Source organism: Mesorhizobium sp. B2-3-2, from assembly GCF_006442295.1.
Classification (GTDB): domain Bacteria; phylum Pseudomonadota; class Alphaproteobacteria; order Rhizobiales; family Rhizobiaceae; genus Mesorhizobium.
Window position 1 is genome coordinate 71,890 of record NZ_VFWA01000006.1, and the last position, 25,662, is coordinate 97,551.

25 protein-coding genes are annotated in these 25,662 nt (G+C 63.8%); 8 read left to right on the plus strand and 17 right to left on the minus strand.

The features are described from left to right. The first annotated feature begins 73 nt into the window (after nucleotides 1–73). On the plus strand, nucleotides 74–718 hold the full coding sequence (locus FJ964_RS16540) for a cytochrome c oxidase assembly factor Coa1 family protein (RefSeq protein ID WP_140551378.1): 645 nt from the start codon (nucleotides 74–76) through the stop codon (nucleotides 716–718). 271 nt (nucleotides 719–989) lie between these two features. On the opposite strand, the gene mmsB is transcribed toward FJ964_RS16540, so the two are convergent. The 3 genes from mmsB to FJ964_RS16560 are packed head-to-tail and all read right to left on the minus strand — an operon-like array spanning nucleotide 990 to nucleotide 3,500. After that, the gene (gene mmsB / locus FJ964_RS16550) at nucleotides 990–1,874 is read right to left on the minus strand and encodes a 3-hydroxyisobutyrate dehydrogenase (RefSeq protein ID WP_140551379.1); all 885 of its coding nucleotides are present in this window, start codon (nucleotides 1,872–1,874) and stop codon (nucleotides 990–992) included. A 43-nt stretch (nucleotides 1,875–1,917) separates the two neighbouring features. After that, nucleotides 1,918–2,286: a four helix bundle protein gene (locus FJ964_RS16555; RefSeq protein ID WP_140551380.1), complete on the minus strand. Its 369-nt coding sequence runs from the start codon at nucleotides 2,284–2,286 to the stop codon at nucleotides 1,918–1,920. Nucleotides 2,287–2,333: 47 nt separating this feature from the next. Further along, the gene (locus FJ964_RS16560) at nucleotides 2,334–3,500 is read right to left on the minus strand and encodes an isobutyryl-CoA dehydrogenase (RefSeq protein WP_140551381.1); all 1,167 of its coding nucleotides are present in this window, start codon (nucleotides 3,498–3,500) and stop codon (nucleotides 2,334–2,336) included. A gap of 144 nt (nucleotides 3,501–3,644) precedes the next feature. Between FJ964_RS16560 and FJ964_RS16565 the strand changes: the two genes are divergently transcribed. Continuing rightward, complete coding sequence (locus FJ964_RS16565) at nucleotides 3,645–4,259, plus strand: dimethylsulfonioproprionate lyase family protein (protein WP_140551382.1); 615 nt, start codon at nucleotides 3,645–3,647, stop codon at nucleotides 4,257–4,259. Nucleotides 4,260–4,262: 3 nt separating this feature from the next. Next, nucleotides 4,263–5,738 carry a cobyric acid synthase gene (locus FJ964_RS16570; protein ID WP_140551383.1) on the plus strand — a complete coding sequence of 492 codons (1,476 nt, stop codon included), beginning with the start codon at nucleotides 4,263–4,265 and terminating at the stop codon, nucleotides 5,736–5,738. Here FJ964_RS16570 and FJ964_RS16575 read toward each other — a convergent pair whose 3' ends face one another. The 3 genes from FJ964_RS16575 to FJ964_RS16585 form a co-directional block, all read right to left on the minus strand. Continuing rightward, on the minus strand, nucleotides 5,739–6,161 hold the full coding sequence (locus FJ964_RS16575) for a VOC family protein (protein WP_140551384.1): 423 nt from the start codon (nucleotides 6,159–6,161) through the stop codon (nucleotides 5,739–5,741). 84 nt (nucleotides 6,162–6,245) lie between these two features. After that, on the minus strand, nucleotides 6,246–7,085 hold the full coding sequence (locus tag FJ964_RS16580; RefSeq protein ID WP_140551385.1) for an AraC family transcriptional regulator: 840 nt from the start codon (nucleotides 7,083–7,085) through the stop codon (nucleotides 6,246–6,248). An 89-nt stretch (nucleotides 7,086–7,174) separates the two neighbouring features. Then, nucleotides 7,175–7,960 (minus strand): TSUP family transporter, encoded by a 786-nt coding sequence (locus FJ964_RS16585; protein WP_140551386.1) that lies wholly within the window; start codon nucleotides 7,958–7,960, stop codon nucleotides 7,175–7,177. A gap of 185 nt (nucleotides 7,961–8,145) precedes the next feature. On the opposite strand from FJ964_RS16585, the gene FJ964_RS16590 reads away from it, so the two are divergent. Then, a complete protein-coding gene (locus FJ964_RS16590; RefSeq protein WP_140551387.1) occupies nucleotides 8,146–8,577 on the plus strand; it encodes a TerB family tellurite resistance protein in 432 nt (143 codons plus the stop codon). A 96-nt stretch (nucleotides 8,578–8,673) separates the two neighbouring features. On the opposite strand, the gene FJ964_RS16595 is transcribed toward FJ964_RS16590, so the two are convergent. From FJ964_RS16595 to FJ964_RS16620, 5 genes are all read right to left on the minus strand, one after another. Continuing rightward, a complete protein-coding gene (locus tag FJ964_RS16595; RefSeq protein ID WP_140551388.1) occupies nucleotides 8,674–10,296 on the minus strand; it encodes a dipeptide ABC transporter ATP-binding protein in 1,623 nt (540 codons plus the stop codon). Beyond that, a complete protein-coding gene (locus FJ964_RS16600; RefSeq protein ID WP_140551389.1) occupies nucleotides 10,293–11,162 on the minus strand; it encodes an ABC transporter permease in 870 nt (289 codons plus the stop codon). The genes FJ964_RS16595 and FJ964_RS16600 overlap by 4 nt, the downstream gene beginning before the upstream one ends. Then, entirely contained in the window at nucleotides 11,159–12,106 is a 948-nt protein-coding gene (locus FJ964_RS16605) for an ABC transporter permease (protein WP_140551390.1), read from the minus strand. The genes FJ964_RS16600 and FJ964_RS16605 overlap by 4 nt, the downstream gene beginning before the upstream one ends. Nucleotides 12,107–12,362: 256 nt before the next feature. Further along, a complete protein-coding gene (locus FJ964_RS16615) occupies nucleotides 12,363–13,841 on the minus strand; it encodes an ABC transporter substrate-binding protein (RefSeq protein WP_140551392.1) in 1,479 nt (492 codons plus the stop codon). A gap of 158 nt (nucleotides 13,842–13,999) precedes the next feature. After that, complete coding sequence (locus FJ964_RS16620; RefSeq protein ID WP_140551393.1) at nucleotides 14,000–15,274, minus strand: acetylornithine deacetylase/succinyl-diaminopimelate desuccinylase family protein; 1,275 nt, start codon at nucleotides 15,272–15,274, stop codon at nucleotides 14,000–14,002. Between the two features lie 217 nt (nucleotides 15,275–15,491). Between FJ964_RS16620 and FJ964_RS16625 the strand changes: the two genes are divergently transcribed. After that, nucleotides 15,492–15,920 (plus strand): L,D-transpeptidase, encoded by a 429-nt coding sequence (locus FJ964_RS16625; protein ID WP_140551394.1) that lies wholly within the window; start codon nucleotides 15,492–15,494, stop codon nucleotides 15,918–15,920. Nucleotides 15,921–15,966: 46 nt separating this feature from the next. Here the strand turns inward: FJ964_RS16625 and FJ964_RS16630 are convergent, their stop codons facing one another. From FJ964_RS16630 to FJ964_RS16655, 6 genes are all read right to left on the minus strand, one after another. Next, a complete protein-coding gene (locus FJ964_RS16630; RefSeq protein WP_224713347.1) occupies nucleotides 15,967–16,935 on the minus strand; it encodes a lipid A biosynthesis lauroyl acyltransferase in 969 nt (322 codons plus the stop codon). A 12-nt stretch (nucleotides 16,936–16,947) separates the two neighbouring features. Beyond that, nucleotides 16,948–17,976, minus strand: coding sequence for a zinc-binding dehydrogenase (locus FJ964_RS16635; RefSeq protein WP_140551396.1), 1,029 nt, complete (start codon nucleotides 17,974–17,976; stop codon nucleotides 16,948–16,950). Nucleotides 17,977–18,013: 37 nt separating this feature from the next. Further along, on the minus strand, nucleotides 18,014–19,285 hold the full coding sequence (locus FJ964_RS16640) for a beta-ketoacyl-ACP synthase (protein WP_140517231.1): 1,272 nt from the start codon (nucleotides 19,283–19,285) through the stop codon (nucleotides 18,014–18,016). A 42-nt stretch (nucleotides 19,286–19,327) separates the two neighbouring features. Next, nucleotides 19,328–20,515, minus strand: a complete 1,188-nt coding sequence (locus FJ964_RS16645; RefSeq protein WP_140551397.1) for a beta-ketoacyl-ACP synthase — start codon at nucleotides 20,513–20,515, stop codon at nucleotides 19,328–19,330. 17 nt (nucleotides 20,516–20,532) lie between these two features. Further along, nucleotides 20,533–20,814, minus strand: coding sequence for an acyl carrier protein (locus tag FJ964_RS16650; RefSeq protein WP_010909964.1), 282 nt, complete (start codon nucleotides 20,812–20,814; stop codon nucleotides 20,533–20,535). Nucleotides 20,815–21,116: 302 nt separating this feature from the next. Continuing rightward, nucleotides 21,117–21,665, minus strand: a complete 549-nt coding sequence (locus FJ964_RS16655; RefSeq protein ID WP_140551398.1) for a histidine phosphatase family protein — start codon at nucleotides 21,663–21,665, stop codon at nucleotides 21,117–21,119. Nucleotides 21,666–21,915: 250 nt separating this feature from the next. Here FJ964_RS16655 and FJ964_RS16660 point away from each other — a divergent pair, with 250 nt between their 5' ends. From FJ964_RS16660 to FJ964_RS16670, 3 genes are all read left to right on the plus strand, one after another. Next, on the plus strand, nucleotides 21,916–22,866 hold the full coding sequence (locus tag FJ964_RS16660; RefSeq protein WP_140551399.1) for an AEC family transporter: 951 nt from the start codon (nucleotides 21,916–21,918) through the stop codon (nucleotides 22,864–22,866). 228 nt (nucleotides 22,867–23,094) lie between these two features. Then, complete coding sequence (locus FJ964_RS16665; RefSeq protein WP_140551400.1) at nucleotides 23,095–24,552, plus strand: NAD-dependent succinate-semialdehyde dehydrogenase; 1,458 nt, start codon at nucleotides 23,095–23,097, stop codon at nucleotides 24,550–24,552. Nucleotides 24,553–24,636: 84 nt separating this feature from the next. Further along, nucleotides 24,637–25,659 (plus strand): aldose epimerase family protein, encoded by a 1,023-nt coding sequence (locus tag FJ964_RS16670; RefSeq protein WP_140551401.1) that lies wholly within the window; start codon nucleotides 24,637–24,639, stop codon nucleotides 25,657–25,659. Nucleotides 25,660–25,662: the final 3 nt, after the last annotated feature.

The following is a 25,662-nucleotide window of genomic DNA, read 5'->3' on the forward strand; positions in this document are numbered from 1 at the left end:
GCGCACCGGAGGGTTCCGGTCGCCGACGCCATCGGCTACAACCGCCAAGGCAGTTTTGCCGACGGGGGATGCCATGGCCGGACAACCGCTCAACCAGCCCGCCGAAATCCCGGCCGAGCTCGATCGCTGGAATTGGGGCGCCTTCTTCCTCAACTGGATCTGGGGCATCGGCAACTCCACCTTCATCGCGCTGCTGGCGCTGATCCCGATCGTCAACATCGTCATGATCTTCGTGCTTGGTGCGCGGGGCAGCCGCTGGGCATGGCGCAACCGTGCATGGCGCGATGCCGAGCAGTTCCGCAGAACGCAGCGCAACTGGGCGATCGCCGGTCTTGCCGTCTGGGTGCTCAGTATCGGGGGCTGCGCGACGATGGTCGGCAGCGTCCCTTTTATGATCAAGAACAGTGACGCCTATCACATGACCATGGATGCCATTCGCGCCGACACCCGGGTGAAAGCCGCTATCGGCGACGACTTGACCGCCAATTTCTGGGTCGGCGGCCATCTCAACGTCGACGCGAATGGGACGGGTGACGCGCGGTTCAGCATTCCCATCCACGGCGCCAAGGGAAAGGGCACGGTGTTTTCGCACCTGGTTCGCAATGCAGGCACGTGGAGCACGCGCCTGCTCGTGGTCCGGGTCGATGGCGCCGATGCGCCGATCGTGCTGACCAATGAAGATCACGTGCCGATCCCGAACGCTGCAATCGGAATATGAGGGATGTCGGATCCTGGAACGCAAAAACCGCGCCCCACCGGGAACGCGGCTTTGCCAGGTACGCTTGGCGTTTCGCTACGCAAACACTTGGCGAAACTTACGGGCTCCGGTACGCGAGACCTGATCCGGAGCGCCGGGCGGACGCGACATCCGCCTCGCAATCCGTTTTACAGGGACATCGTTACCGCGGAGTTATCGAGAGCTTAAGCAAACCTAAATTTTGCGGTTCTTCGGCGAAGCGAACGAAAGAAAAACGAGCTTTATCAACCACTTATTGATTGGCGCCGCGCAGAAAATTTATGATCCCGGAAAAATCGGCGCCGGCATTCCCTTGCGCGTTGAACAGGCCGTAGAGCTGTGTCGCTTCGGCGCCAAGCGGTGTTACCGCGCCCGCGGCTTGAGCGGCTTCCTGCGACAGCTTCAAATCTTTCAGCATGAGTGCGGCGGCGAAGCCGGGCTTGTAATCGCGGTTGGCGGGCGAGGTCGGCACCGGGCCGGGCACCGGGCAATAGGTGGTCAGCGACCAGCACTGGCCTGAAGAGGTCGAGGCAACGTCGAACAGCGCCTGGTGCGCCAGGCCGAGCTTTTCGGCCAACACGAAGGCCTCGGCGACGCCGATCATCGAAATGCCGAGAATCATGTTGTTGCAGATCTTGGCCGCCTGTCCGGCGCCGTCGCCGCCGCAATGGACGATGCGGCCGGCCATGGGCTTCAGGATCGGCTCGGCGGCGGCGAAGGCATCGTCGGAGCCGCCGGCCATGAAGGTCAGTGTGCCGGCCGTGGCACCGCCCGTACCGCCCGAGACCGGCGCATCGACCGACAGCAAGCCGTGCTTTGCGGCAATGGCATGCGCCTTGCGCGCCGAATCGACGTCAATGGTGGAGGAATCGATGAACAGCGCGCCCTTCTTTGCCTTGGACGCGATCTCTTCGTAGACCGACAGGACATGCTTGCCGGCGGGCAGCATGGTGATGACGACGTCGGCATCCATCACCGCGGCCGGCGCATTGGCCATGACGACAACGCCATGCTCGCGCGCGACGGTAAGGTTCTCCGGCACCAGATCGAAGCCGTGCACGGCATGCCCGGCCTTGACCAGATTGGCGGCCATCGGATTGCCCATATTGCCGAGGCCGATGAAGGCGATGGTGGTCATGGTGGTGCTCCGTGATTGAGTAGGCAGTAGGCAGTAGGGCTGGCTACTCTGGCGTAAGTCTGAAAATGAGTTGGCGCAGCATTTTGCCGATGCCTTCGGTCGATGTCAGCAAGTGATCAGCTTGACCCGGCGTGGTAAGGCCAATTCGGTCGGCAATCTGAAGATGTGTCTCGAACTCCTTCAGCGAGCCTTGGGCAATCCGGAGAAATTGCTGGTAAGAGCCTCTGTTGTCTCGGCCATAACCTTCCGCGATGTTTGCAGGAATAGAGGTTGCTGAGCGGCGGATTTGGCTGGTCAACCCGTACAATTCTTCTTTTGGCCATGCCTTTGTCAAAGAATAGGTGGCGACAGCCAAATCCATCGCTTGCTGCCATACAATAAGATCCTTGTACGAATCGATTTTGCCGGTCATTTACTGCCTACTGCCTACTGCCTACTGCCTACTACCTACTGCCTACTTTATCGCCCAATCAACGCGCGGGCGATGATGACGCGCATGATCTCGTTGGTGCCTTCGAGGATCTGGTGGACGCGCAGGTCGCGCACCAGTTTCTCAATGCCGTAATCGTGCAGGTAACCGTAGCCGCCGAGCAGTTGCAACGCATCGTTGGCGACGTTGAAACCGGTGTCGGTGACGAAGCGCTTGGCCATTGCCGACCATTTGCCCGCATCCGGGGCCTTGCGGTCGAGCCTGGAAGCGGCGGCGTAGAGGAAGATGCGTGCCGCCTGCAACTCGGTTTCCATATCGGCCAGCCGGAACTGCAAAGCCTGGAACTGGTTGATCCTGGAGCCGAACGCCTTGCGCTCTGATGTGTAGGACAGCGCCTTGTCGAGCGCCGACTGGGCCCCGCCCAGCGAACACGCGGCGATGTTCAGCCGACCGCCATCGAGCCCGGCCATGGCGATGCCGAAACCGGCGCCTTCACCCGATAAGAGATTTTCCGCCGGCACCTTGCAGTCCTCGAAGATGACTTGGCGGGTCGACTGCATGTGCCAGCCCATCTTGTGCTCATTGGCGCCGAAGGAAAGGCCCGGCGCATCTTTCGGCACGACGATGGTGGAAATGCCTTTCGGTCCCTCGGCGCCGGTGCGCACCATAACGGCATAGACATCGCTGTCGCCGGCGCCGGAGATGAACTGCTTGGCGCCGTTAAGCACGTAGTTGCCGCCGCTCTTCACCGCCCGCGTCTTCAGGGCAGCGGCGTCGGAGCCGGAACCCGGCTCGGTCAGGCAATAGCTCGCCAGCCATTCCATGGAGGTCAGCTTCGGCAGGAAGCGCCGGCGCTGGTCGTCATCGCCGAAACGGTCGATCATCGAAGCCACCATATTATGGATCGAGATAAAGGAGGAAAAGGCCGGGTCGGCGTGGGACAGCGCTTCGAAGATCAGCACGGCGTCGAGCCGGCCGAGCGCGGAGCCGCCGACATCGTCCCTGACATAGATACCGCCGAGGCCCAGCGGGCCAGTCTCGCGGATCACGTCGGCGGGGAAATGCTTGTTGCGGTCCCAGTCTAGCGCGTTCGGCGCGACGCGGTCGGCGGCGAAGGCCTGAGCCATTTCCTGGATGGCGCGCTGGTCCTCGTTGAGTTCGAACTGGCTGGTGCTCGCATCGACCGCGGCGTCCATGGCGTGCTCCCTATATGCTGGCCAGCGGGCTCGCTGGCCTGTCGTTTTTGGCTTTGCGCGCGCACCAATCTAGACCAATGATGCCGCCGCGCAACCCGAGCCGCCGCGGAGCGGTTGTGCGTCAATGCATGTCCGGAGCAAGATGTGACGACAAAATTCGATGAGCTGCTAGATCGGTTCCACGCCTATCTCGCTTCCGTGGATGAAGTCCGGGTGCAGGATGCGGTGGCGCGCATAGAGTGGGATATGCCGGCCCGCGAGCTTGAGCCGCATCCGCTCGGCTGCCTACGCCATCTCGATCGCGCCGCCGAATTGACGCCGGCGCGGGCCAAGCAGTTGGTGCAATTTCTGGCGCAGGAGCGCGGCGAATTGCGCTGGGGCCAGACATACGGCGAGTCGGATTTCGGCAAGGCGTTCATCGACAATTATGGTTGGCTCGAAGTATTCGGCACCCGCGGCCACTTCGCCAATGACGAGGTCGCCGCCGGCGTGCTGATCCTTGGGCCCGGTATCGTCTACCCCGACCACCACCATGTCGCCGAGGAGATCTATATCCCGCTCACAGGCGGCACGGAATGGCGCATGGGCGAGGGCAGCTTTCAGAAGCGAGAGGCCGGCGAGGTCGTGTACCACGCTTCCGAGGTCAATCACGCCATGCGCACCGGCAAGGAGCCGTTGCTGGCGCTCTATATCTGGCGCGGCGGGCCGCTGGCGCAGAAATCCACGATCACCGGGACCGCGACGCAGGGCAGGGGCTGAGCCATGGCTAAAGCCATCATGCTGCAAGGCACGGGCTCGGATGTCGGCAAGACCGTGCTGGTCGCCGGGCTGTGCCGCGCCGCTAAAAAGCGTGGGCTGAAGGTGCGTCCGTTCAAGCCGCAGAACATGTCGAACAATGCCGCCGTCGCCGACATTCCCGGCGACAACAGGGCTGGCGGCGGCGAGATCGGCCGCGCGCAATGGCTGCAGGCGATCGCCTGCGGCGTGTCGCCATCGGTTCACATGAACCCGGTGCTGCTCAAGCCGCAGACGGATGTCGGTGCGCAGGTCATCGTGCAAGGCAAGGTGTTCGGCGAGGCGCGGGCGCGCGACTACCAGGCGTTGAAGGGCCGGCTGATGGACGCCGTGCTGGACTCCTGGGCAAAGGTTGGCGAGGGCGCCGATCTCGTCATCGTCGAGGGCGCCGGCTCGCCGGCGGAGATCAACCTCAGAAGCCGCGACATCGCCAATATGGGCTTTGCGACGCGGGCCGATGTGCCTGTCGTACTGGTCGGCGACATCGATCGCGGCGGCGTCATCGCCTCGGTCGCGGGCACCCATCTAATCCTGTCGGAGGAAGACCGGCGCATGATCGTCGGCTATCTCATCAACAAGTTCCGTGGTGACGTCTCGCTGTTCGACGACGGCATCAAGGCGATCGAAGGGTTCACCGGCTGGCGCTGCTTCGGTGTCGTGCCGTGGCTGAAGGCGGCAGCGCGGCTGCCCTCGGAGGATTCGGTGGTGCTGGAACGGCTTGCCTCCGGGGAGGCGCGTGCGCTGAAGGTGGCGGTGCCGATGCTCGGTCGCATCGCCAATTTCGACGATCTCGACCCGCTCAAGGCCGAGCCGCAGGTGGAAGTGGTGTTCGTGCCGCCTGGAAAGCCGTTGCCGCAGGATGCGGGACTGGTGGTCATTCCCGGCTCGAAGTCGACGATCGGGGATCTGCTGAAATTTCGCGAAAATGGCTGGGACCGTGATCTTCTTGCCCATCGCAGGCGCGGCGGCCATGTCGTCGGCATTTGCGGCGGCTTCCAGATGCTTGGCCGTGTCGTGCGCGATCCCGACGGCATCGAAGGCAGCGTCACCGAAGCGGAAGGGCTTGGCCTGCTCGACATTGAAACGGTGATGGAACCGGAAAAGACGGTGCGCAACGTCAGCGCCCGCTCGGTGCCGTTCGACCTGCCGCTCGAAGGCTACGAGATCCATCTCGGCCGCACCACCGGCCCGGACATGCTGCGGCCGTCGGCGATCATCAACGGCGCCGAGGATGGTGCGGTCTCGGCGGATGGCAAGGTGGTCGGAACCTATATGCACGGCCTGTTTGGCGCCGACGCCTTTCGAGGGAGATTCCTCGAAAGCCTTGGCGTCAAGGGCGGCGGCATCGACTATCGCGCCGAGGTCGAGCGGGCTCTCGACGAGGTCGCGGCCCAGTTGGAAAGCCATCTCGACTGCGACGCGATCTTTTCGCTGGCGCGGTAGCTAGTTGGCCATTTCGCCCGCCTTCGGCCAGTAGGTGCCGAAGGACCAGACATTGCCCTCCGGGTCGCGGCAGATGAATTCGCGGCTGCCATAGTCGCGGTCCGTCAATTCCTGGAGGATCGTGGCGCCTGCCTTCTTCGCTTTGACGTAGGCGGCGTCTGCGTCGTCGACGGCGATGTAGATCGACTTGCCGCCACCTGAGCCAGGTTCGCCGACCATCTTGCCGTAGTCATCGTCGCGCGCGCTGCCGAGCATGATCATCGAGGAGCCGAAGACCAGTTCGGCGTGATGCACGACATCGCCTTCGCCGTAGCGGGCACGGACGCTGAAGCCGAAGGCATCGCACAGCCAGTCGATCATTGTCGCCGCGTTCCTGTAACGCAAGGCGGGGTACAGGCGGGGGGCTTCAGGTGATGCGGGCATGGCAACCTCCTTCATTCGGGCTCATCGATGAACCCAGTCTGAGCGACAGCTGTGCCGGCGTCTTGAAGAAATGTTACCCGGGCTTCAGGCCTGTGCTGGAACCGGGAGCGCTGTCGGTGTCTCGCCGGCAAGGACGCGGAACTCACGCACCAGATGCGCCTGGTCGGCATAGCCGCAATCGGCCGCGATGTCGGCCCAATCGCCGGCTTGCTGCCTCGACAGGCCAAGCGCACGGTTGAAGCGGACGATGCGCGACAGCTTCTTCGGGCCGATGCCGGTCGCGTCGGCGAATTTCCCCGCCAGATGCTTGCGGCTCCAGCCCAGCCTGTCGGCCAGCGACGAGATGCGCATGCGGCCGCCCGAGGCGACGATCCTGTCGTAGGCCCAGGCAATTCCGACCTGCGTTTCCGGCGCAGCTGCCAGCCGGGCGGCGACGAACATCTCGACAAGTGCAAAACGCTTGCTCCAGTCCGCCGCGTTGCCAAGCCGCTCGCGCAAGGCGGTACCTTCGGGGCCGAGCACATCGTCCAGGCTGATCATGCGGTCCGTCAACCCGCTCATCGGCTGGTCAAAGAACCGACCTGCGCCAAGCGGGGTGAAATTGACCTGAATGCAGCAGGCGCCGCCGAAGGATTCGATCATCACGGGTCCCGCATAGAGGCCGGCGGCGAAACTGGCGAAGCGATCATTGTCGCCGGGCGGCTTGCCAAGGCCGATGGCGAAGGGTTCGGCGAAGCTGATGACCAGAGGCACGGTAAGGGAGGCATATTCTACATTGCGGTAATGGCCGGGCGCCGTTTCGCGATAACCGCAAATGTCTGACACAATGCCCGCGAGGGCAGGGTTGGGACGGCGCCGGCGCATCTCGAACCGCCCGGGGACTGACTGGTCCTGTTCCTGCTGGCATGGCATCTCGATTGACATCGACTGGACTCTAGCAGAGCCCGGACCGGAATCAAAAGCGCCCGGCTTTTGGCCGGGCGCTCCGAGTGGCATTCCATCAAGCGCGCGGGTCACACACCAATCAGGACGCGCAGCGGGTTTGCCGGGTCGGCCAGGAGCTTCGCCGCCAATGCGACGCAGACGATGACAAGCAGCGGCTTGATCAGCCTGGCGCCGATGCGCATGGCCAGGCTGGCGCCGAGGCGGGCGCCGAGGAACTGGGCGACGCCCATCATCAGGCCGATCTTCCAGGAGATGACACCGACCGCGGCGAAGACGACGAAGCCGCCGATGTTGGAGGCGAAATTGAGCAGCTTGGTGTGGGCCGTCGCCTTGAGCACGCCGTAGCCGGCAAGCGCGACGAAGGCCAACATGTAGAAGGAGCCGGCACCCGGCCCGAACAGGCCGTCGTAAAAGCCGATGGCCGGCACCAGCGTTATCCCGAACAGGAAGGGCGTCATACGCTCGGCGCGATCGACGTCGGTCATGTTGGGCTTCAGGGCGAAATAGAGCGCGATGGCGATCAGCACCAGCGGCAGAAGCGCCCGCAGCAGATCGCCGGGCACGACCGTTGCCAGCAAGGCGCCGACGGCACCGCCGGCAAGCGCCAGCAGCGCAGAAGGCAGTTGCCGGCGAAGGTCGACATGGCCTTTCGCGGCATAGTGGATGGTTGCGGATCCCGAGCCGAACATGCCCTGCAGCTTGTTGGTCCCCAGCGCCTCGACCGGCGAGAAGCCGGCCAGCAGCAGTGCGGGAATGGTGATCAGCCCACCGCCGCCAGCGATCGAGTCGACAAAACCCGCGGCAAAACCGGCGAAGGCAAGCATGGCGACGGATTGTAAGGTGAGGTCGATCATCAGGTGGGAAGTATCAAGCCAAAAGACGCTCCGGCTTCGATCACGAACACCCCGTTTGCGCAAGACCGATTTCACGCTACTTCTATCCCAAGCGTCGCGCCTGGATTTGTGTTTGTGCTGTCGTTATCCCGACCGCTGCGCTTTTTGGGCTACATGGATTAGAGGAATCGGCAAAGGGGCTCCCGATGGCATTCGAACTGCTCGACCAGATACGCTCGATCTTCGACGGCGACCCGGGCGTGCGCAAGGTGGCGGACGACCCCGTGTTGTCGGCGGAACTTCTGATGCTGTTCCGCATGATCCTGGCCGACGGAACGGTGAGCGAGAGCGAGATGGTTGCCTTCCGACGCATCTGCAAGGATGCCTTCGGCATTCCGGAAACCAGCATCGACGCCGTCATCGAATATCTAAACGAATTCGGCTACGAGACCAATGGCTCGCAGGCCATTGCGCTGTTTCGCGACCTCGATATCGAGCGGCGCAAGCAACTGGCGCAGCATATGGCCGAGATCGCCAAGGCGGATGCGCAATTGGCCGAGACCGAGGTACGCCTGCTGCGCCGCACGCTCGACCTGCTCGACATCAGCCCGGTCGACGTGGTGAAATCGGAGCCGTAGGTTGATGGGATCCCGGCCGGCGCCGGCTGCCCACGGCACCCTCCGGCATTTGTTCCCTTTCACTCACACGGCGGATTCGCTTCGCGAACCGATCGCTCACCCCTGCTCCTGCATACGGCGTGCAATTGCCCTGTGCAGGTCCGGCGCTGCGGCGACAAGCGCCTTGGCTGCCTCGGATTGCGGGTGATCCAGCACCTCGTTCGTCTTGCCGCGCTCGACGATCATGCCGTCATGCATGACCAGCACCTCGTCCGTGATGGCACGGGCGACAGTGAGGTCGTGGGTGATGAAGAGATAGGCGATGCCGAGTTTCTGGTTGAGCTCGGCGAACAGGTCGAGGATCTGAGCGCGGATCGAAACATCGAGCGCCGAAACAGGCTCGTCGGCGACGACCAGTTTCGGGCGGGTGATGATGGCGCGGGCGATCGACAGGCGCTGGCGCTGGCCGCCGGAAAATTCGTGCGGATACTTTTCCATGTCGTGCTGGTCGAGGCCGACCTCATGCAGCGCCTGCGCCACCATCTCGCGGCGCTCGGCGCGCCCCGGTTTCCTGTCCAGCACGTACAGCGGCTCGGCGACCAGTTTCTCGACCTTCTGGCGCGGATCGAACGAGCCATACGGGTCCTGGAACACCACCTGCATGTCGCGCCGCGCCGGCTTCAGGTCCGCCTCGCTCTTGCCGGTGAGGGGCTCGCCGCGAAAGCGGATGGTCCCCGAACTCGGCCGGTCCAGCGCCAGGATCATGCGTGCCAAGGTAGACTTGCCGCAGCCGGAGCGGCCGACCAGCGCCACCGACTGGCCCGGCTCCATCGATAGCGACACGCCGTCGACGGCGCGGATATCAGGGGCGCGCCTGAACAGTGAGGTACGCCGGCCGGGATAGTCGCGCGTCACGCCCTCGACCTCGAGCAAGGGCCTGGCTGCCGTGGCGCCATGCGGCCGGGCGCGTGCGGGCACGTGCATCGAGGCCAGCGCCAGCTGACGGGTATAGGGGTGGAGCTGCTCGGAGAGCGTGCGGGCCGTATCGCCGGCTTCCATGACTTCGCCCCGACGAAGGATGGTGATGCGGTCCGCCATCTCGGTGACGACGGCGAGGTCATGCGAGATCAGCAGCAGGCCCATGCCGCTCTCGGCGACCAGGTCGCGCAAGAGGGCGAGGATTTGCGCCTGCAGCACCACGTCGAGCGCCGTCGTCGGCTCGTCGGCGATCAGCAGTTTCGGCTTCAGCGCGCAGGCCATGGCAATGACGACACGTTGGCGCTGGCCGCCGGACAGTTCGTGCGGATAGCGCGACAGCGGGAATTTTGCCGATGGCAAGCCGACCCGGTCGAGCATTTTTCGCGCCCGCTCTTCCGCCTCGGCGCGTGTTGCCTTGGCATGCCAGCGTATGCCTTCGGCGACCTGCTCGCCGATGGTCTTGAGCGGGTTCAGCGCGGTCATCGGCTCCTGGAACACCATGCCGATATCGTCGCCGCGCAGGGCGCACATCTGATCCTCGCTTGCCGCGAGGATGTCGATGCCGTCGAAGGTAACGCGCCCGCTGGCACGCGCGGCATATGGTAAAAGCCGCATGACGCTCAGCGCCGTCATCGATTTGCCGGAGCCGGATTCGCCGACCAGCCCCATCACCTCGCCGGGCGCGATGGAAAGCTCGACATTCCGGAGGATCGGCGTGTCTCCGATCGCCAGCGACAGATTGTCGATTTCCAGCAGGCTCATCGTTGCCGCCGCGATTTCGGATCGAGGATGTCGGCGATGCCGTCGCCCAGGAGGTTCAGCCCAAGCACGGTGATCACGATGGCCATGCCGGGAAAGATCGCCATCCAGGGCGCCACCACCATGCGGGTCTGGGCGTCGAACAGCATGCGGCCCCAGCTCGGCATTGGCGGTTGGGCGCCAAGGCCCAGATAGGAAAGCCCGGCCTCGGCCAATATGCCGAGCGCGAACTGGATAGTGCCTTGCACCAGGAGCAAGGTAGCGATGTTGGGCAGCACATGTTCGATCGATATCAGCGCCTTGCCCTTGCCGGCGGCGCGGGCGGCGAGGATGAATTCGCGCGGCCAGATCGCCAAGGCGCCGGCGCGGGCGACGCGGGCAAAGACAGGGATGTTGAAGATGCCGATGGCGATGATGGCATTGACGGCGCCGGGGCCGAAGATGGCGGTGATCATGATGGCCGACAAAAGGGCAGGGAAGGCGAAGACGAGATCGTTGATGCGCATCAGCGCCTCGTCGACGAGGCCGCCGCGCGCCGCCGCAAAACCGCCGAGCGGCACGCCGACGCCCATGCCGATGCCGACCGCGACCAGCGCCACGGCGATCGAATTGCGGGCGCCGACCATGATCATCGACAGGATGTCGCGACCGAAATGGTCGGTGCCGAACCAGTGCGCCCAGGACGGCGCGAGCGTCTTGTCGGATATGACCAGCCGGGTCACGTCATAAGGCGTCCAGACATAGGAGAGGATCGCCACCGCCGCCACGAACATCGTGACGACGAAGCCGGCGAGAAACGAGCGATTGCCGAACGCCTTGACGAGGATGCTGCCCAACGTCTCTTCGGGGATGTCCGGATGCAGCGTCATTGCCGGCTCCTGAGGCGCGGATCGACGACGGCATAGGAAAGGTCGACGATGAGGTTGACGGCGATGACGGCGGCGACCAGCAGCATGACGACGCTTTCGACGACGATCAGGTCGCGCTGGGTGATCGCCTGGAACACCAGTCGGCCGAGGCCGGGCAGGTAAAAGACGTTCTCGATGATGATGGTGCCGGCGAGCAGGAAGGCGAATTGCAGGCCAAGGATGGTCAGCACGGGGATCATGGCATTGCGCAGCGCGTGCCGCCACAGGACCGCGCGATAGGGCAGACCCTTGGCGCGGGCGGTGCGGATATAATCCTCGTTCAGCACCTCGATCAGCGCCGAACGGGTGACGCGTGCCAGGATCGCGGCCTGCGGCAGCGCGAGCGCTACCGCGGGCAAAAGCAGAGATTTCAGTGCCGGCCAGGCACCGGCCCCCCAGCCGGGAAAGCCGCCGGCCGGAACCAGCCGCAACCAGACTGCGAAAACATAGATCAGCATCAGCGCGAACCAGAAATTGGGGATGGCGACGCCGAGCTGCGCCGCGCCCATCGCTGCCGTGTCACCCATCCGGCCGCGATGGTTCGCTGAAAACAGGCCGACCGGAATGGCGATGAGGGTGGATAGGGCGAGCGCGATCAGCGCCAGCGGCAAAGAGACGACGAGACGCTCCCGCACAAGATCGATGACCGGTACCGAATAGGTGTAGGAGCGGCCGAAATCCAGGCTGAGCAGGCCCCCGGCCCAGTGCAGGTAGCGCCATGCCAGCGGCGCGTCGAGGCCCATCTGGTTGCGCAACAGCTCGACCTGGTCGGCGCTGGCGTTCATGCCCAGCATCAGCCGCGCCGGATCGCCGGGCAGGATCTCCAGCACGGCGAACACAACCATGGAGGCCAGCGCCAGCGTGGCGGCGGCGATGGCGAGGCGTTTGAGGAGGTAGGCGGTCATGGGAGGTGGGAGGCCGGCGTGTTGCCTGGGGCGAACAGCCGGCGACGGTATAGCCCTACGGCGCCCCCCTCTGTCCTGCCGGACATCTCCCCCACAAGGAGGGAGATCGCTCGTTCATCACGGCTTTCGCCAATCGCTAGCATGGCATGGTCGGCGGCGGCGCTGAAATTGCCAATCTCCCCCCTTGTGGGGGAGATGCCCGGCAGGGCAGAGGGGGGCGCGAAGGAATGCAATCGTCGCCTGTTGCGCAACAATCTCACTCGCTCCACTTCACCTTGGTGAGATCATTGGCCTGGATCGGCGCGTTTTCCCACAGGCCCTGCAGCTTGGCGTCCCAGACGCCGACCTTGGGCAGTTCGTAGAGGAAGCCGACCACGGCGTCGTCGGCCAGAATCTTCTGTGCCTGCCCCAGCAACTCCTTGCGCTTGGCCTCGTCGGAGGTGACGTCCAGATCGGCGATCACCTTGTCGAAGGCCGGGTTGTCGTAGTTGAAGTAATAATCCTTGCGCGCGTAGATACCGATGTCGTTGGGCTCGGTATGGGAGACGATGGTCAGGTCGTAGTCCTTCTTGGTGAACACCTGATCCAGCCATTGGGCCCACTCGACGGGAATAATCTCGAGGTTGATGCCGACGTCACGGAGCTGCGAGGCGATGATCTCGCCGCCGAGCCTGGCATAGGTGGGCGGCGGCAGCTTCAGCGTCGCCTTGAAGCCGTTCTCCAGGCCTGCTTCCTTCAAGAGTTCCTTGGCCTTGGCGACATCGTGCGGATAGCGGCCGGTGAGGTCGACGTAGTCCTTGTTGGCCGGCGACATATGCGAGCCGATCGGCAGGCCGAGGCCGGCCGAGGCACCGTCGATGATCGCCTTGCGATCGAGCGCGTAGGAGATCGCCTGCCTGACCCGCAATTTGTCGAAGGGCGGCTTCTTGTTGTTGATCGACAGGATGGTTTCGCCTTCGGTCGAACCGATTACCACCTTGAAACGCGGATCGTCCTTGACCTGCGCGAGACTGTCGGGATCGAAGAATGGGAACGCCTGGATATCGCCGGAAAGCAATGCCGGTACGCTAGCGGCGGCATCGGGCACGATGCGGAATTCGACCTTGTCGAGGTAAGCCGGCGTGCCCCAATAGCTGTCGGATTTCACCAGCGTGATCGAGGATCCCTTGGCCCAGCTCTGGAATTTGAACGGGCCGGTTCCGACCGGCTTTTCCTTGTTGGCGTCAGCGGATTTCGGGGACACGATGACTGCGTCGCCCCAGCCCATATTGTAAAGGAAAGACCCTTGCGGGTTCTTCAACGTCACCTTGATCGTTGCCGGGTCGATCACCTCGACCGTGTCGATGGCCGCGAACAGGGCTTTTTGCGCATTGACCGAATTGTCGGCGCGGGCGCGGTCGAGCGAGAATTTCACATCTTCGGCGCTGAAGCCGGCGCCATCATGAAACTTCACGCCGCTATGCAGCTTGAAGGTGTATGTCTTGCCGTCATCGGAGATGGTCCAGCTTTCGGCCAGGTCCGGAAGCACCTCGCCGTTGGGGCCGATGCGGGTCAGGCCTTCGAACACGTTGGCGTAGAGGACCTCGTCGATCGCCGCGGCGGCGCCGGCGGTCGGATCGAGATGCGGCGGTTCGAGCGGGATGCCGATGACCAGATCGGTGCGCGCCGCGAACGCGGGAGTGCCGGCGGCCAGCGCCAGGACGGCGGCTGCCAGGATGGTTTTCCACAATTTCATCGTGCGACTCCCCGTGTGGTCAAACATGCGCTCAAACCGGGCGAATAGAAGCGTGATTTCGCACGGGAGTAAATTGCGTTTCGTGCGGCGCGGCGGCGTAGCCGGGAATGTTTTTCTCCGGACGGCCGCGTCGATCATTGGCTCTTGTCCGTGCGGCGCTATCGGGCGCCGCGCAATAGCACGTTGAGCCCAATCGCCATCACCTTGGCCGATTCCACCATATCCGAGATGCCGACCCATTCGTCCGGCCGGTGGGCGAGATCGAGAATGCCCGGACCATAGGCGATGCAATCATAGACATGGCCGATGCGGGCAATGTGCTTCTGGTCGTAGGTGCCGGGTGAAATGACGTAATCGGGCTCGCGGTCGAAGATCGCGTGGATGCCTTGCGCGATTGCCTTGACGACGGGAGCGTCGCGTTCGGTCATCAGCGGCAGCACCTCCATCAGGTCGCGGATCTCGTAGTCGAATTTTTGCCGCTCGCGCTTCAGCCGGTCGAGGATCCCGGTCACCTCACTCTTGACGGTGTTCAGGTCTTCCTCGAGCAGGAACCGGCGGTCGATGGTCAGCCGGCAGGAATCGGGCACGTTGGGCGAGGGCAGGCCGGGCCGGAAATCCTCGGTCTGGCCGCCATGGATGGAGTTGATATTCATGGTCGAGCGCTTCGCCCCTTCGGGCACGACCGGCATGCGCGTCATCTTGCGGTCGAGCGCGGGGAACAATTCGTCCTCGAATGCCTGCAGCACGGCGCCCATATGGCGCACCGCATTGTCGCCAAGGAACGGCATCGAGCCATGCGCGATCTCGCCCTTGGTCTCGATCTCGGCCCACCAGACCCCGCGATGGCCAAGGCAGATGCGGTCCTTGTTCAATGGTTCGGGAATGATGACGTGGTCGACCCTGGGTTTCGAGAAATAGCCGAGCCTCGCCAGATGCGCGACACCGCCGAAGCCGCCGGATTCCTCGTCGACCGTGCCTGATATCTCGATGGCACCGGGAAAATCGGGAAATACCTCCATGAAGGCTTCGGCCGCGATGATCGAGGAAGCCAGGCCGCCTTTCATGTCGCAGGCGCCGCGGCCGTAGACCTTGCCGTCCCTGACGACGCCGCCGAAAGGATCGACGGTCCAGCCGTCGCCGGCCTCGACGACATCGATATGCGAGTTGAAGTGGACGCAGGCGCCAGGCGAGCGGCCGTCGAAGCGAGCGACGACGTTGACGCGCGGGTAGCGGTCGGTGTCGCCGGGCGTGCCCTCGGCACGGATGAACTCGGCCTGAAAGCCGCTCTTCTTCATCCGCGCGCCAAGAAATTCGGCGCATGGCCGGTACGCTTCGCCGGGCGGGTTGATGGTGGGAAAACGGATCAGCTCGGCGGTCAGCGCGACGAGATCGTCACGCCGGCCGTCGATCGCTTGCAAGAGTCGCTCGTTCATGGCTCGAGTTGAGCAGCGATCGGCGTCGTTTTGCAAGTCCGCTGGCAATTAGGCCGTTGCGGCGTGTCGTTACGGCAACTCCTGCGGGAATTCGTTCAAATTCGCTGCTTTGGATTCGCGAATTGGTCAAAGGTATATGTTATGCTGTTCACCTGCCATTAAAGAGATGAAAAACGACATGAAGGCAGGCAAGGGGCAATCAAGGGGGTTTGATCGCATGAAAAAGACAGTTCTCATGGCAGCAGCACTTGTCACGATGCTGTTTGGTGCTTCGGTGCAGAGCTGGGCAGCCAGCCTCATTGCAAATATAGACGTGTCGTCGCAGACAATGACGGTCAGGTACGGCCAGGAGGTTTACCGGTGGAACGTGTCCACGGCCCGGCCCGGCTACTTCACGCCGCGCGGCACCTACCGGCCGCAGCGAACGGCCCGGATGTGGTATTCGCGCAAATACGACATGTCGCCGATGCCTTATTCCGTGTTCTTCCACGGCGGCTATGCCATCCATGGAACGGGCGCGGTGAGGCAGCTCGGCCGACCGGCCTCGCATGGCTGCGTGCGGCTGCATACGGCCAATGCGGCGGCTTTCTACTCGATGGTGCGAGAAGTCGGCTTCGGCAACACGCGCATCGTCGTGAGGAACTGACTGCTACGCCGGCCATTGTGCCTGAGGCGCATCGGACGGATTCAGGTTAGGCGCTTCGGGTCTTTGCCTTGCGTCGCTTGCGGCTGATATCCCATCTCTTGTGGAACCACATCCACTGGCCGGGATCCTCGCGCACCCAGCGCTCGACCACGTCGTTGAGGAGCTGGGTGGTGGCGCGCACGTCGACGCTGCCATCGGCGGTGCGCGGTAATGTCAGCTTCTCTTCTATCTCGAGCCTGAAGCGGTTGCCCGGCAGCCTGACGCAGCGCGCCGGGTAGACGTCGCAATCATAGTGACGGGCAAGTGTGCCGAGCACGCGATTGCTCTGGCAGGGGCGGCCGAAGAATGTCGTTTCCAGGCCGCCCGTGAATTTCTGGTCGACAAGAACCCCGATATTGCCGCCGTTTTCCAATACCGAGGCGAGCGCGAATGAAGCGCCCGCCATCGAGGGCAGCAAAGATCCCATCGTCGCGCGGCGCGTCGAGAGAATGTAGTCGGCCAAATAGGGATTATTGGGCGGGCGAAACAGCGCGGTGATATTCATGCCGAACGTGGCTGCCGCCACCGGCAGCAATTCGAAATTGCCGAGATGCCCGGTGAAGACGATATGCGGCTTCTTTTCGGCCGCGATCTCCACGAAGTGGTCTACTCCCTTGACCTCGACGCGGCCGGGACTGGCGGCGGCTGGATCGTAATCGAACAAGGCGTCGAGGAAGATGTATTCGGCGGCCAGCCGCGCCATGTTGCCCCACATGTCGGAGGCGATGGCCTGGATCTCGGCTTCGCTCTTCTGCGGATAGGCCTTGCGCAGATTTTCGACGGCCACATTATGGCGTCCGACCCATGGACCGATGCGGCGGGCGACGCGGTCGGCGAAATTCAGCGCGCTGTCGGGCGGCAGCAGGCGCAGCACCGAGATGATGATCATCGCAATGCGCGCAACCAGCCAGTGCTCGAACCGGCGCAACTGCCGGCCGTAGCGGAACATCAGGTCGCGGCGAAGCTTCTTCAACACAGAAGTCAGGGCCTAGACGACGCGCAGGATGATCTTGCCAAAGACGTCGCGGCCTTCCATGCGCTTCAGCGCGGCGTCGATGTCGTCGAAGCCGACTTCGGTGTCGATGACGGGTGCGACCTGTCCCGCCGCCATCTTCTGCATGGCGTTGGCCATGTTCTCCATGCGGCAGCCGAACGAACCGAGCAGCTTCAACTGCTGCTGGAAGAGCTGCATCAGGTTGACCTGCGTCGACACGCCCGACGTCGAGCCGCAGGTGACGAGCCGGCCGCCGCGCCTCAGGCACAGCATCGAGCCTGCAAAAGTGTCCGCGCCGACATGTTCGAACACGACGTCGACGCCCTTCTTCCTGGTCAGCTTGCGTACGACGCCCTCGAACCGGTCGTCACGGTAGTTGATGACATGATCGGCGCCGAGCGCCTTGGCCTTGTCGATCTTGTCGTCCGAGCCGACCGTGGTGATGACCGTGCAGCCCATCCGCTTCGCCAGCTGGATTGCGGCCGAGCCGATGCCGGATCCGCCGGCATGGACAAGGATCGTCTCGCCGGGCTCGAGCCTGGCATTGTCGAACAGCATGTGTTCGACGGTGCCGAAAGTGACGGGGGCGACGGCCGCGCCGATCTCGCTCACGCCCGGGGGGGCGGGGACCAGCAGGCGCGCAGGCAGGTTGATCTTCTCCTGCGCGAAGCCGTCGAGATGGAAGCCGTGAACGCCCGAGACGTGTTCGCAAAGATTGTCGCGGCCTTCGCGGCAGGCGCGGCAGAGACCGCAGGTGCGCGCGCCGTAGATCGATACCATCTGCCCCGGCAGCAGGCCTGAAACGCCGGGGCCGACGGTCTCGACCTCGCCGGAGGCTTCCGCGCCGACGACCAGCGGCAGCTTGCGCTTGGCGAAAGCCATGCCGCGCCAGCCCCAGACGTCGATGTGGTTCAGCGCCACTGCCTTGATGCGCAGCGTCACTTCGCCGAGCGCGGGCGGCGGCGGGGGCGGCAGGTCCACCGTTTCAAGACGGCGGTCCTCGATAAGTTGCAGTGCGCGCATGGAGCCTGTCGGTTCTGTTCTAGCGGAAGCGGCTCGCTTAGACCGGTTCCCGCGCCATGACAAGGCAAGTGTTCTGGCCGCCGAAGCCGAAGGAGTTCGAAAGCACGGTGCCGACCTGCGCATTGCGCTTCTTGTTCGGCACGACATCGAGCACGATCGCCGGATCGGGATTGTCGTAGTTGATGGTCGGCGGAATGACGCCTTCGCGCATGGTCATCAGGGAAAACGCCGCTTCCACGGCCCCGGCGGCGGACAGCGTATGGCCGATCATCGACTTGTTGGACGAGATCGGCATCGAGCCGATCCGTTCGCCGAACACCGTCGACAGCGAGAGGTGCTCCATCTTGTCGTTTTCCGGCGTCGAGGTGCCGTGCGCGTTGACATAGTCGATCTCGTCCTCGCCCAGGCCGGCATCGGCAAGGGCGGCGCGCACCGCCGCTATGGCCGGCGAACCATCCGGCTTGGAGCGAGTGCGGTGGAAATCGTCCGCCTTTTCGCCGCAGCCGCGCAGAATGCCCAGAACGCTCGCTCCGCGGGCGAGCGCTGCTTCCAACGATTCCAGCACCAGAGCGCCGGAACCTTCGGCCAGCACGAAGCCGTCGCGGTCCTTGGAGAAGGGTTTGGAGGCCTTTTCCGGGATGTCGTTGTGGGTCGAGAGCGCCGACAGCAGCGAGAAGCGGATCAGCGCCTCGGCGGTCGCCGAACCATCGGCGCCGATCGACAGCGCCCGATCGCACTCACCGCGGCGGATCGCCTCGACGCCGAGCTGGATGGCGGTGGCGCCGGAGGCGCAAGCGGTCGACAGCGTGATCGGCAGGCCGCGCGTGCCGAAACGGTCGGCGAGCCGGTCGGCGATCGAGCCGAACTGCGTGGTCTCGAAAGTATCGAGCTCCTTCAATCCGCGCGCCACCCGAAGCAGCCTTTCGGCACCGGCGTCGTGCTTGTCGGAATTGTAGAGCGCGAACCGCTCATGCCAGTCGAGTTCGACCGGCGGCGAGGCCAGAAACAGCGGTCCGCCGAAGTCGCTGGAATTGAGGCCGGCTTCGGCAACAGCTTCCTGCGCGGCGGTCTCCGCCAGTTCATAGGTGAGGGGGCTGGCGCCCTTCGAACTCGACGCAAGGAAATCGACCATGCCGGAAATGCGGGTGTTGAGGTGGTCGACAGGGAAGCGGGTGATCGGGTGGATGCCCGATCTGCCCGAGGTCAGCGCCGCCCAATTGTCTGATTTCCCGGCTCCAAGGGAAGTAACCACGCCGATGCCTGTGACGGCAACGATCGGCCTGCCCATGTGATCTCTGAGATTGGCCATTCGGAAGCCCTAACCTTTATCGTTGTAATGTGGCTGGCCGCTCTATGCGGCGTTGACCAGCGCCATGCCCTCGAATTGGTGGTAGCCGATCGCCGTTGCAAGGACGCTTCTTGGAATGCCTTCAAACGGTTTCTCGGCAGCGGCATCGAAAACCGGGTAGGCGGCCTTGCGGTCGACTGCGAGCGCCGCCAGCGCCACGGCGAAGGGAAACTGCGCTTCCTTCATGTGGCCGGTCAGCGTCGCGAAGCCGCGCGCCGCGATCGCCGGATTGGCGTCGAATGCCGACTTCTCGGCGACGGTGGCCGCGTGAGCGCCCGACGCGCCCGATAGCGAAAGCAAGCCGCCATCCGGTACGGCGGTCTTCTTGAGCAGCGCGGCGATTTCGGAATCGAGCTCGCCCTGCCGCCGCCTGGCACGGCCGGAGACGACCGGGCCGAGTTCGGCATAGATCCTGCGCCCCCGGCTTGCCGCGTGTTCGCGCTGCTCCAGCACCAGGAAGGCGCCGCCGGATCCCGACACAACGCCGCCGCCTTCGGCGCCTTGCCGCTGCCAGACCGGCTTCCAGGCGCCGCGATGCAGGTAGCCGGCAAGCTCATAGCCGAGCAACATATCGGAATGTTCGGTCTGGAAGGCGCCGCCTACCAGTATATGCGTCGACTGGCCGGAACGAATGCGCGCGGCAGCCGTCTCGACGGCGGCTACGCCGGCGCCTTCCTCGCCCATGAAGGTCCTGGACGATCCCGTCACCTTGTGGACGATGGAGATGTTGCCGGCGAGCAGATTGGAAAGCTGCGCCAGGAACAGGGTGGGACGCAGTTCGGTGGTGAGCTTCTCGTTGAGCAGCACGTCACGATCATTGCGGTTTTCCGAGGCGGCCAGGATCGCGGCGTCGACCGCTTCGTCGCGCTCGCCGCCGCCGGCGGCCACGACCATGTCCATGGTCGTGCAGAGTTCGTCATTGCCCTTGATGCCGGCATCGTCCAGCGCAAGACCCGCGGCATAGGTGCCGAGCCTCTGCCAGGTTTCCATCTGGCGCTGGTCGCCGCGCTTGGCGATCTGCAGGTTCCAGTCGATCTCCGGCAGCGGATGGACGGTGTAGGGCGCGAAACGCTCGGCTTCGAGCACCGGCTTCTGACCCGGTTGAGTGAGCTTGCGCCAGTGTTCATCCGGGCCTTCTCCCAACGAGGAGACAAGGCCAATGCCGGTGATGACGACGTCGCGGGGGCTCATGGATGATCGGGTACGGATCAGGCGGTCTTGGCGGCGACCAGTGCGTCGATCTTGGCGCACAGGTTCTTCATAACAAAGTAATCGTCCGTCGAAGCCTTGCCGTCATTGACTTCCTGGGTCCACTTCTCCAGCGGCACCTTGATACCGAATTCCTTGTCGATGGCAAAGACTATGTCGAGGAAATCGAGGCTGTCGATGCCGAGATCGTCGATCGTGTGGCTCTCGGGCGTGATGGTGTCGATGTCGATCTCGCTGGTGTCGGCAATGATCTTGGCGACTTTGTCGAACGTGGTGGACAAGGGCTTTTCCTTCGGTTGCGGGCGGAATCTGTCCGCATCTTGTTTGGGCGCTGTCTAATCGGTTTTTCCCGGCAGGAAAAGGCCTGATACGCCGGGTGCAGATGGGTAGCGTGCCCAAGAAACGCAAGACGGGCCGCCGGTCAACCCGGCGGCCCGTCCATGGCTGGCGGCGGCGGATGATGTTGGCCTCATTGTCGCGGCCCGAGCGTGGCATCCTTTTTCGTTGGTATTTTGGCAACATTACCTCTGTCGCAAGTCCTCATCGACGCGTGGCAGTTCGCTGATGCGCCGCTCGGCCCCGATTAGAACGTAACGCGGCCGAGCACGCGCAGGCCATCGCCCTGCGGCTCGACGACAACGGCTTCGCCCTCGCGCGGCGAGACACCCGTCAACGCCGTGATATTTTCCAGATGAGTGACCATGACCAGGTTATCGGAGCCGGAATAGGCACGGATTTCCTTCACGATCGCGGCGAGTTGCGCCGCCTTCTGCGCCGCGTCGCCCTTCAGCAGGTCGAGCGGCGCGAAAGGCTCCGGCTCGGTCTCGAAGGCGATGCGCGCGGTGTCGAGGCAGCGGCAATAGCGACTGGACAGCACGCGCTCGACCGGGGCGGCACGGGCGGCAAGCAAGGCGCCGATCTTGCTCGACTGCTGCTTGCCGCGTGCCGACAAATTGACCTGGGTGGCGCAGCGGTCGATATCGAAATTGGCGGGATCCGTGGTGCCGGTGACCATGGCATGGCGCAGAAGCACGACATGGCCGCCATCGCGCAGCAGCGCCCAGCCGGCGTCCGTCGCATGCGCTGCAACGGGCACGCCAAACAGGAACAACGCCAAGGCAAATCGGATCATCGTAATCCTTCCAGAAGCCGGGCACCGGCCACCCGCATATAGGGATCGGAAAGCAGGTACAAAGACAAGCGAAAGGCCTGCGGCCCTCCGCGGCCTCACGTCTTCGTCATCACGGCGTCAGAAGATCGATCTTCCGGCCGGTGAGCGGGATGGGGATCGTGTAGCCCGCTTCGGCGAAGCCCTGCCTGGCATTATCGAAGAAATTCGGGCGCGATTGCGCAGCGACCGTGGCTCGCCTATCCCTGGAAAAATGTCTCCGCTTACCGAAACCGTCCTATTCGTCTTCAGCCTTGTCGCGCTCGGCTACCTCGCCGGGCTCACCGGCTATCTGAAGCCGGCGAGCGGCGAGGGGATAGCCGACTTCGCGGTCAGCGTTGCGATGCCGCTGCTGTTGTTCCAGACGATGGTGAATGCCGATTTCCACGGTGTGGCGCCATGGTCCCTATGGGGAGCCTATTTCGCGGCGGTGGCAATCACCTGGGCCGTCGGCCATGTCGTCACCACGCGGATATTCGGACGGGACGCACGCGCCGGAGTCGTCGGCGGCGTGTCGTCGGCCTATTCCAATGTTGTCCTGCTTGGCGCGCCGTTCATTCTCGGCATATTCGGGCGGGACGGATTCGAGGTGCTGTCGCTCCTGGTTTCCGTGCATCTGCCTGTCATGATGATGGCCTCGATCGTGTTGTTCGAGATGTTCGGCCGCGGCGGCGGCGAGCATGTGCATCCCGTGCGCATCATCCGCAATTTCCTGAGGCGGCTGTTCATCAATCCACTGATCATCGGCATCCTTTTGGGTCTCGCATGGCGTTTCAGCGGCATGCCGCTGCCCGAACTTGTCATGCGGCTGGTCGATGCGCTGGCCGACACCGCCGGGCCGGTGGCGCTGTTCGCCATGGGGCTCAGCCTGCGCCGCTTCGGCATATCGGGTAATGTCCGCCCGGCGCTGGCGCTATCGACGCTGAAGCTGTTCCTGATGCCGGCGCTGGTTCTGATCTTCGTCTGGTTGCTCGGCCTGCCGCCCTTGACCGCCAAGGTAGCGGTCGTGGTGGCGGCGCTGCCATCCGGCATCAATTCCTATCTCATTGCCGTGCAGTTCAACACAGGCCAGGCGCTGGCTTCGAACCAGATGACCATCGCGACCGCGAGCGCGGTCGTCACCACTGCTTTCTGGCTGGCGGTGAGCGTGCACGTCTTCGGCTGACATGAATGACCAGGGTCTGAGCCGTTCGGCGTGAATCTGGTTCGACGCGAGGTGTTGGCGGTGAAATCAGGCCCCGGACCTCGCCTTGTACTGGCATAACCCCTATATGCCATCTTGCGATTGCTTGCGGGGCTTTCCCTAGGTTAAGAGCAATGGCCCCAGCGCCAGATGCGCTAATCGAAGACATCCAGATAGCGGCCCGTCAGTGCGCCGAACGGAGGCTAGACCATGCTTCAGAAGACCAGCCATTTCATGCGCCAGGCCAATCTCATCAACGGCGAATGGGTACAGGCCGACAGCGGCCAGACGGTCGACGTCACCAATCCGGCAACCGGCCTCAAGATCGGCACCGTGCCCAAGGCAGGCAAGGTCGAGACCCGCCGCGCCATCGAAGCCGCCGACGAAGCTTTCAAGACCTGGCGCAAGACCACCGCGCTCGAGCGCTCGAAGCTGCTGCGCAAGCTGCACGATGCGATGATGGACAATCAGGACGTTCTGGCGGAGCTCCTGACCATCGAACAGGGCAAGTCGCTGTTCGAATCGAAGGGCGAAATCGGCTCGGCCGCCTCCTACATCCTATGGTTCGCCGAAGAGGGCCGTCGCACCTATGGCGATGTCGTGCCGTCGCCATGGGCGGACCGCCGCATCCTGGTCACCAAGGAACCGGTCGGCGTCATCGCCGCCATCACGCCGTGGAATTTCCCGTCCTCGATGCTGGCCCGCAAGCTCGGCCCGGCGCTCGCCGCGGGTTGCACCGCCGTGGTCAAGCCCGCCTCGCAGACGCCTTACTCCGGTCTCGCCTGGGGTGCGCTGGCCGAGGAGGTCGGCTTCCCCAAGGGCGTGATCAACATCCTGACCGGCGCGGCCGGCGAGATCGGCGATGAGATCTGCGCCAATCCGCTGGTCAAGAAGATCACCTTTACCGGCTCGACCGAGGTCGGCAAGATCCTGATCCAGAAGTCGTCCGTCACCGTGAAGAAGGTGTCGATGGAGCTCGGCGGCAATGCGCCGTTCATCGTCTTCGACGACGCCGACATCGATCGCGCCGTCGCCGGTGCGATCACGGCCAAGTATCGCAATTCGGGCCAGACCTGCGTCTGTACGAACCGCTTCCTTGTCCAGGCCGGCGTCTATGACCGGTTCGTCGAGAAGCTGGCTGCCGCCAGCGACAGGCTGAAGGTCGGCTCCGGGCTGGAGGAAGGCGTGCAGCAGGGACCGTTGATCGACGAGAAAGCCGTGGAGAAGGTCGAGGAACTGATCGCCGACGCGACTTCGAAGGGCGGCAAGATCGTCGCCGGCGGCAAGCGCCATGCGCTCGGCGGCTCGTTCTTCCAGCCGACCGTCATCGCCGATGCGACGCCCAAGATGCGCTTCATGAAGGAAGAAATATTCGGGCCGGTGGCGCCCGTCTTCAGGTTCGAGACCGAGGAAGAGGCGATCGCGCTTGCCAACGACACCGAATTCGGCCTCGCCTGCTATTTCTACACCGGCGATCTTGGCCGCGCCTTCCGCGTCATGGAAGGGCTGAAATATGGCATGGTCGGCGTCAATGAAGGCCTGATCACCACGCCGGAAGCGCCGTTCGGCGGCGTCAAGGAGTCCGGGCTCGGCAAGGAAGGCGGACATCAGGGCATCGAGGATTACCTCGATACCAAATATGTCTGCATCGGCGGCCTCGGCCTCTGATAGAGTGTCGCCGGGACAGGCAGCCTGTGATCTGCCTGTCCCGGCTACGAAACGGGCCGTCTGGATCAACTGACGTTTGCGGGCATGGCAATGAAGGACGGCGAGGTTTTCGGCACCACCCAGGCGGGCGAACCGGTTCGCCGGTTCACGATCAGAGGCGGCGGGCTTAGCGCCAATATCCTCGGGCTCGGCGCGATCATCCAGGACCTGCGCCTAGCCGGCCACGATGCGCCTCTGGTGCTCGGCTATGACAATCTATCATCTTATGAAACCGACACGGCTTTCTTCGGCGCGGTCGTCGGCCGCTATGCCAACCGCATCCGCGACGGCCGTTTCACCATCGCCGGCAAGCGCTACCAGACCGAACGCAATTTTCTCGACAAGCACACGCTGCATGGCGGCTCGCAAGGCTTTTTCCATCGGCCGTGGACGGTTTCGCTGCACGGCCGGGACTTCGTCACGCTGACGCTGCACGATCCCGACGGCACGATGGGCTTTCCTGGTGCGCTCGACGTCACCTGCACCTACCGGCTGAAGATCCCCGGCACGCTCAGCGTCGAGATATCAGCCACATGCGAGGAGCCGACGCTGTGCAATCTCACGCAGCATTCCTACTTCAACCTCGATGATGGCGGGACGGGCGACATCCTCGATCACCGGCTGATGCTTAATGCCGGCGCCTATCTGCCCGTGGATGGCGAAATGATTCCGACGGGTACGGTGAAGCCTGTCGACGGCACGCCTTTCGATTTCCGCCAGGCACGGCCGCTGCGCATGGAGACCGAAGGCGAGCAGCTTGCCTATGACCAGAATTTCTGCCTCGCCTCGGCGCGCGGGCCGCTCAAACAGGCGGCGTGGGTGCAAGGAGCGAGCTCCGGCGTCGAGATGGAGTTGTGGACCACGGAGCCCGGCGTCCAGCTCTATACCGGCCAATACGTGACGCCGCGCACGGGGCTGGAGGGGCGAAACCACAAAGCTTTCTGCGGTTTCTGCCTGGAGCCGCAAATATGGCCGGACGCACCGAACCGGCCCTATTTCCCGCAGGCGACGCTGTGGCCTGGCGCAATCTATCATCACGTGACGGAATATCGGTTCCGGCTGCCCTGACCC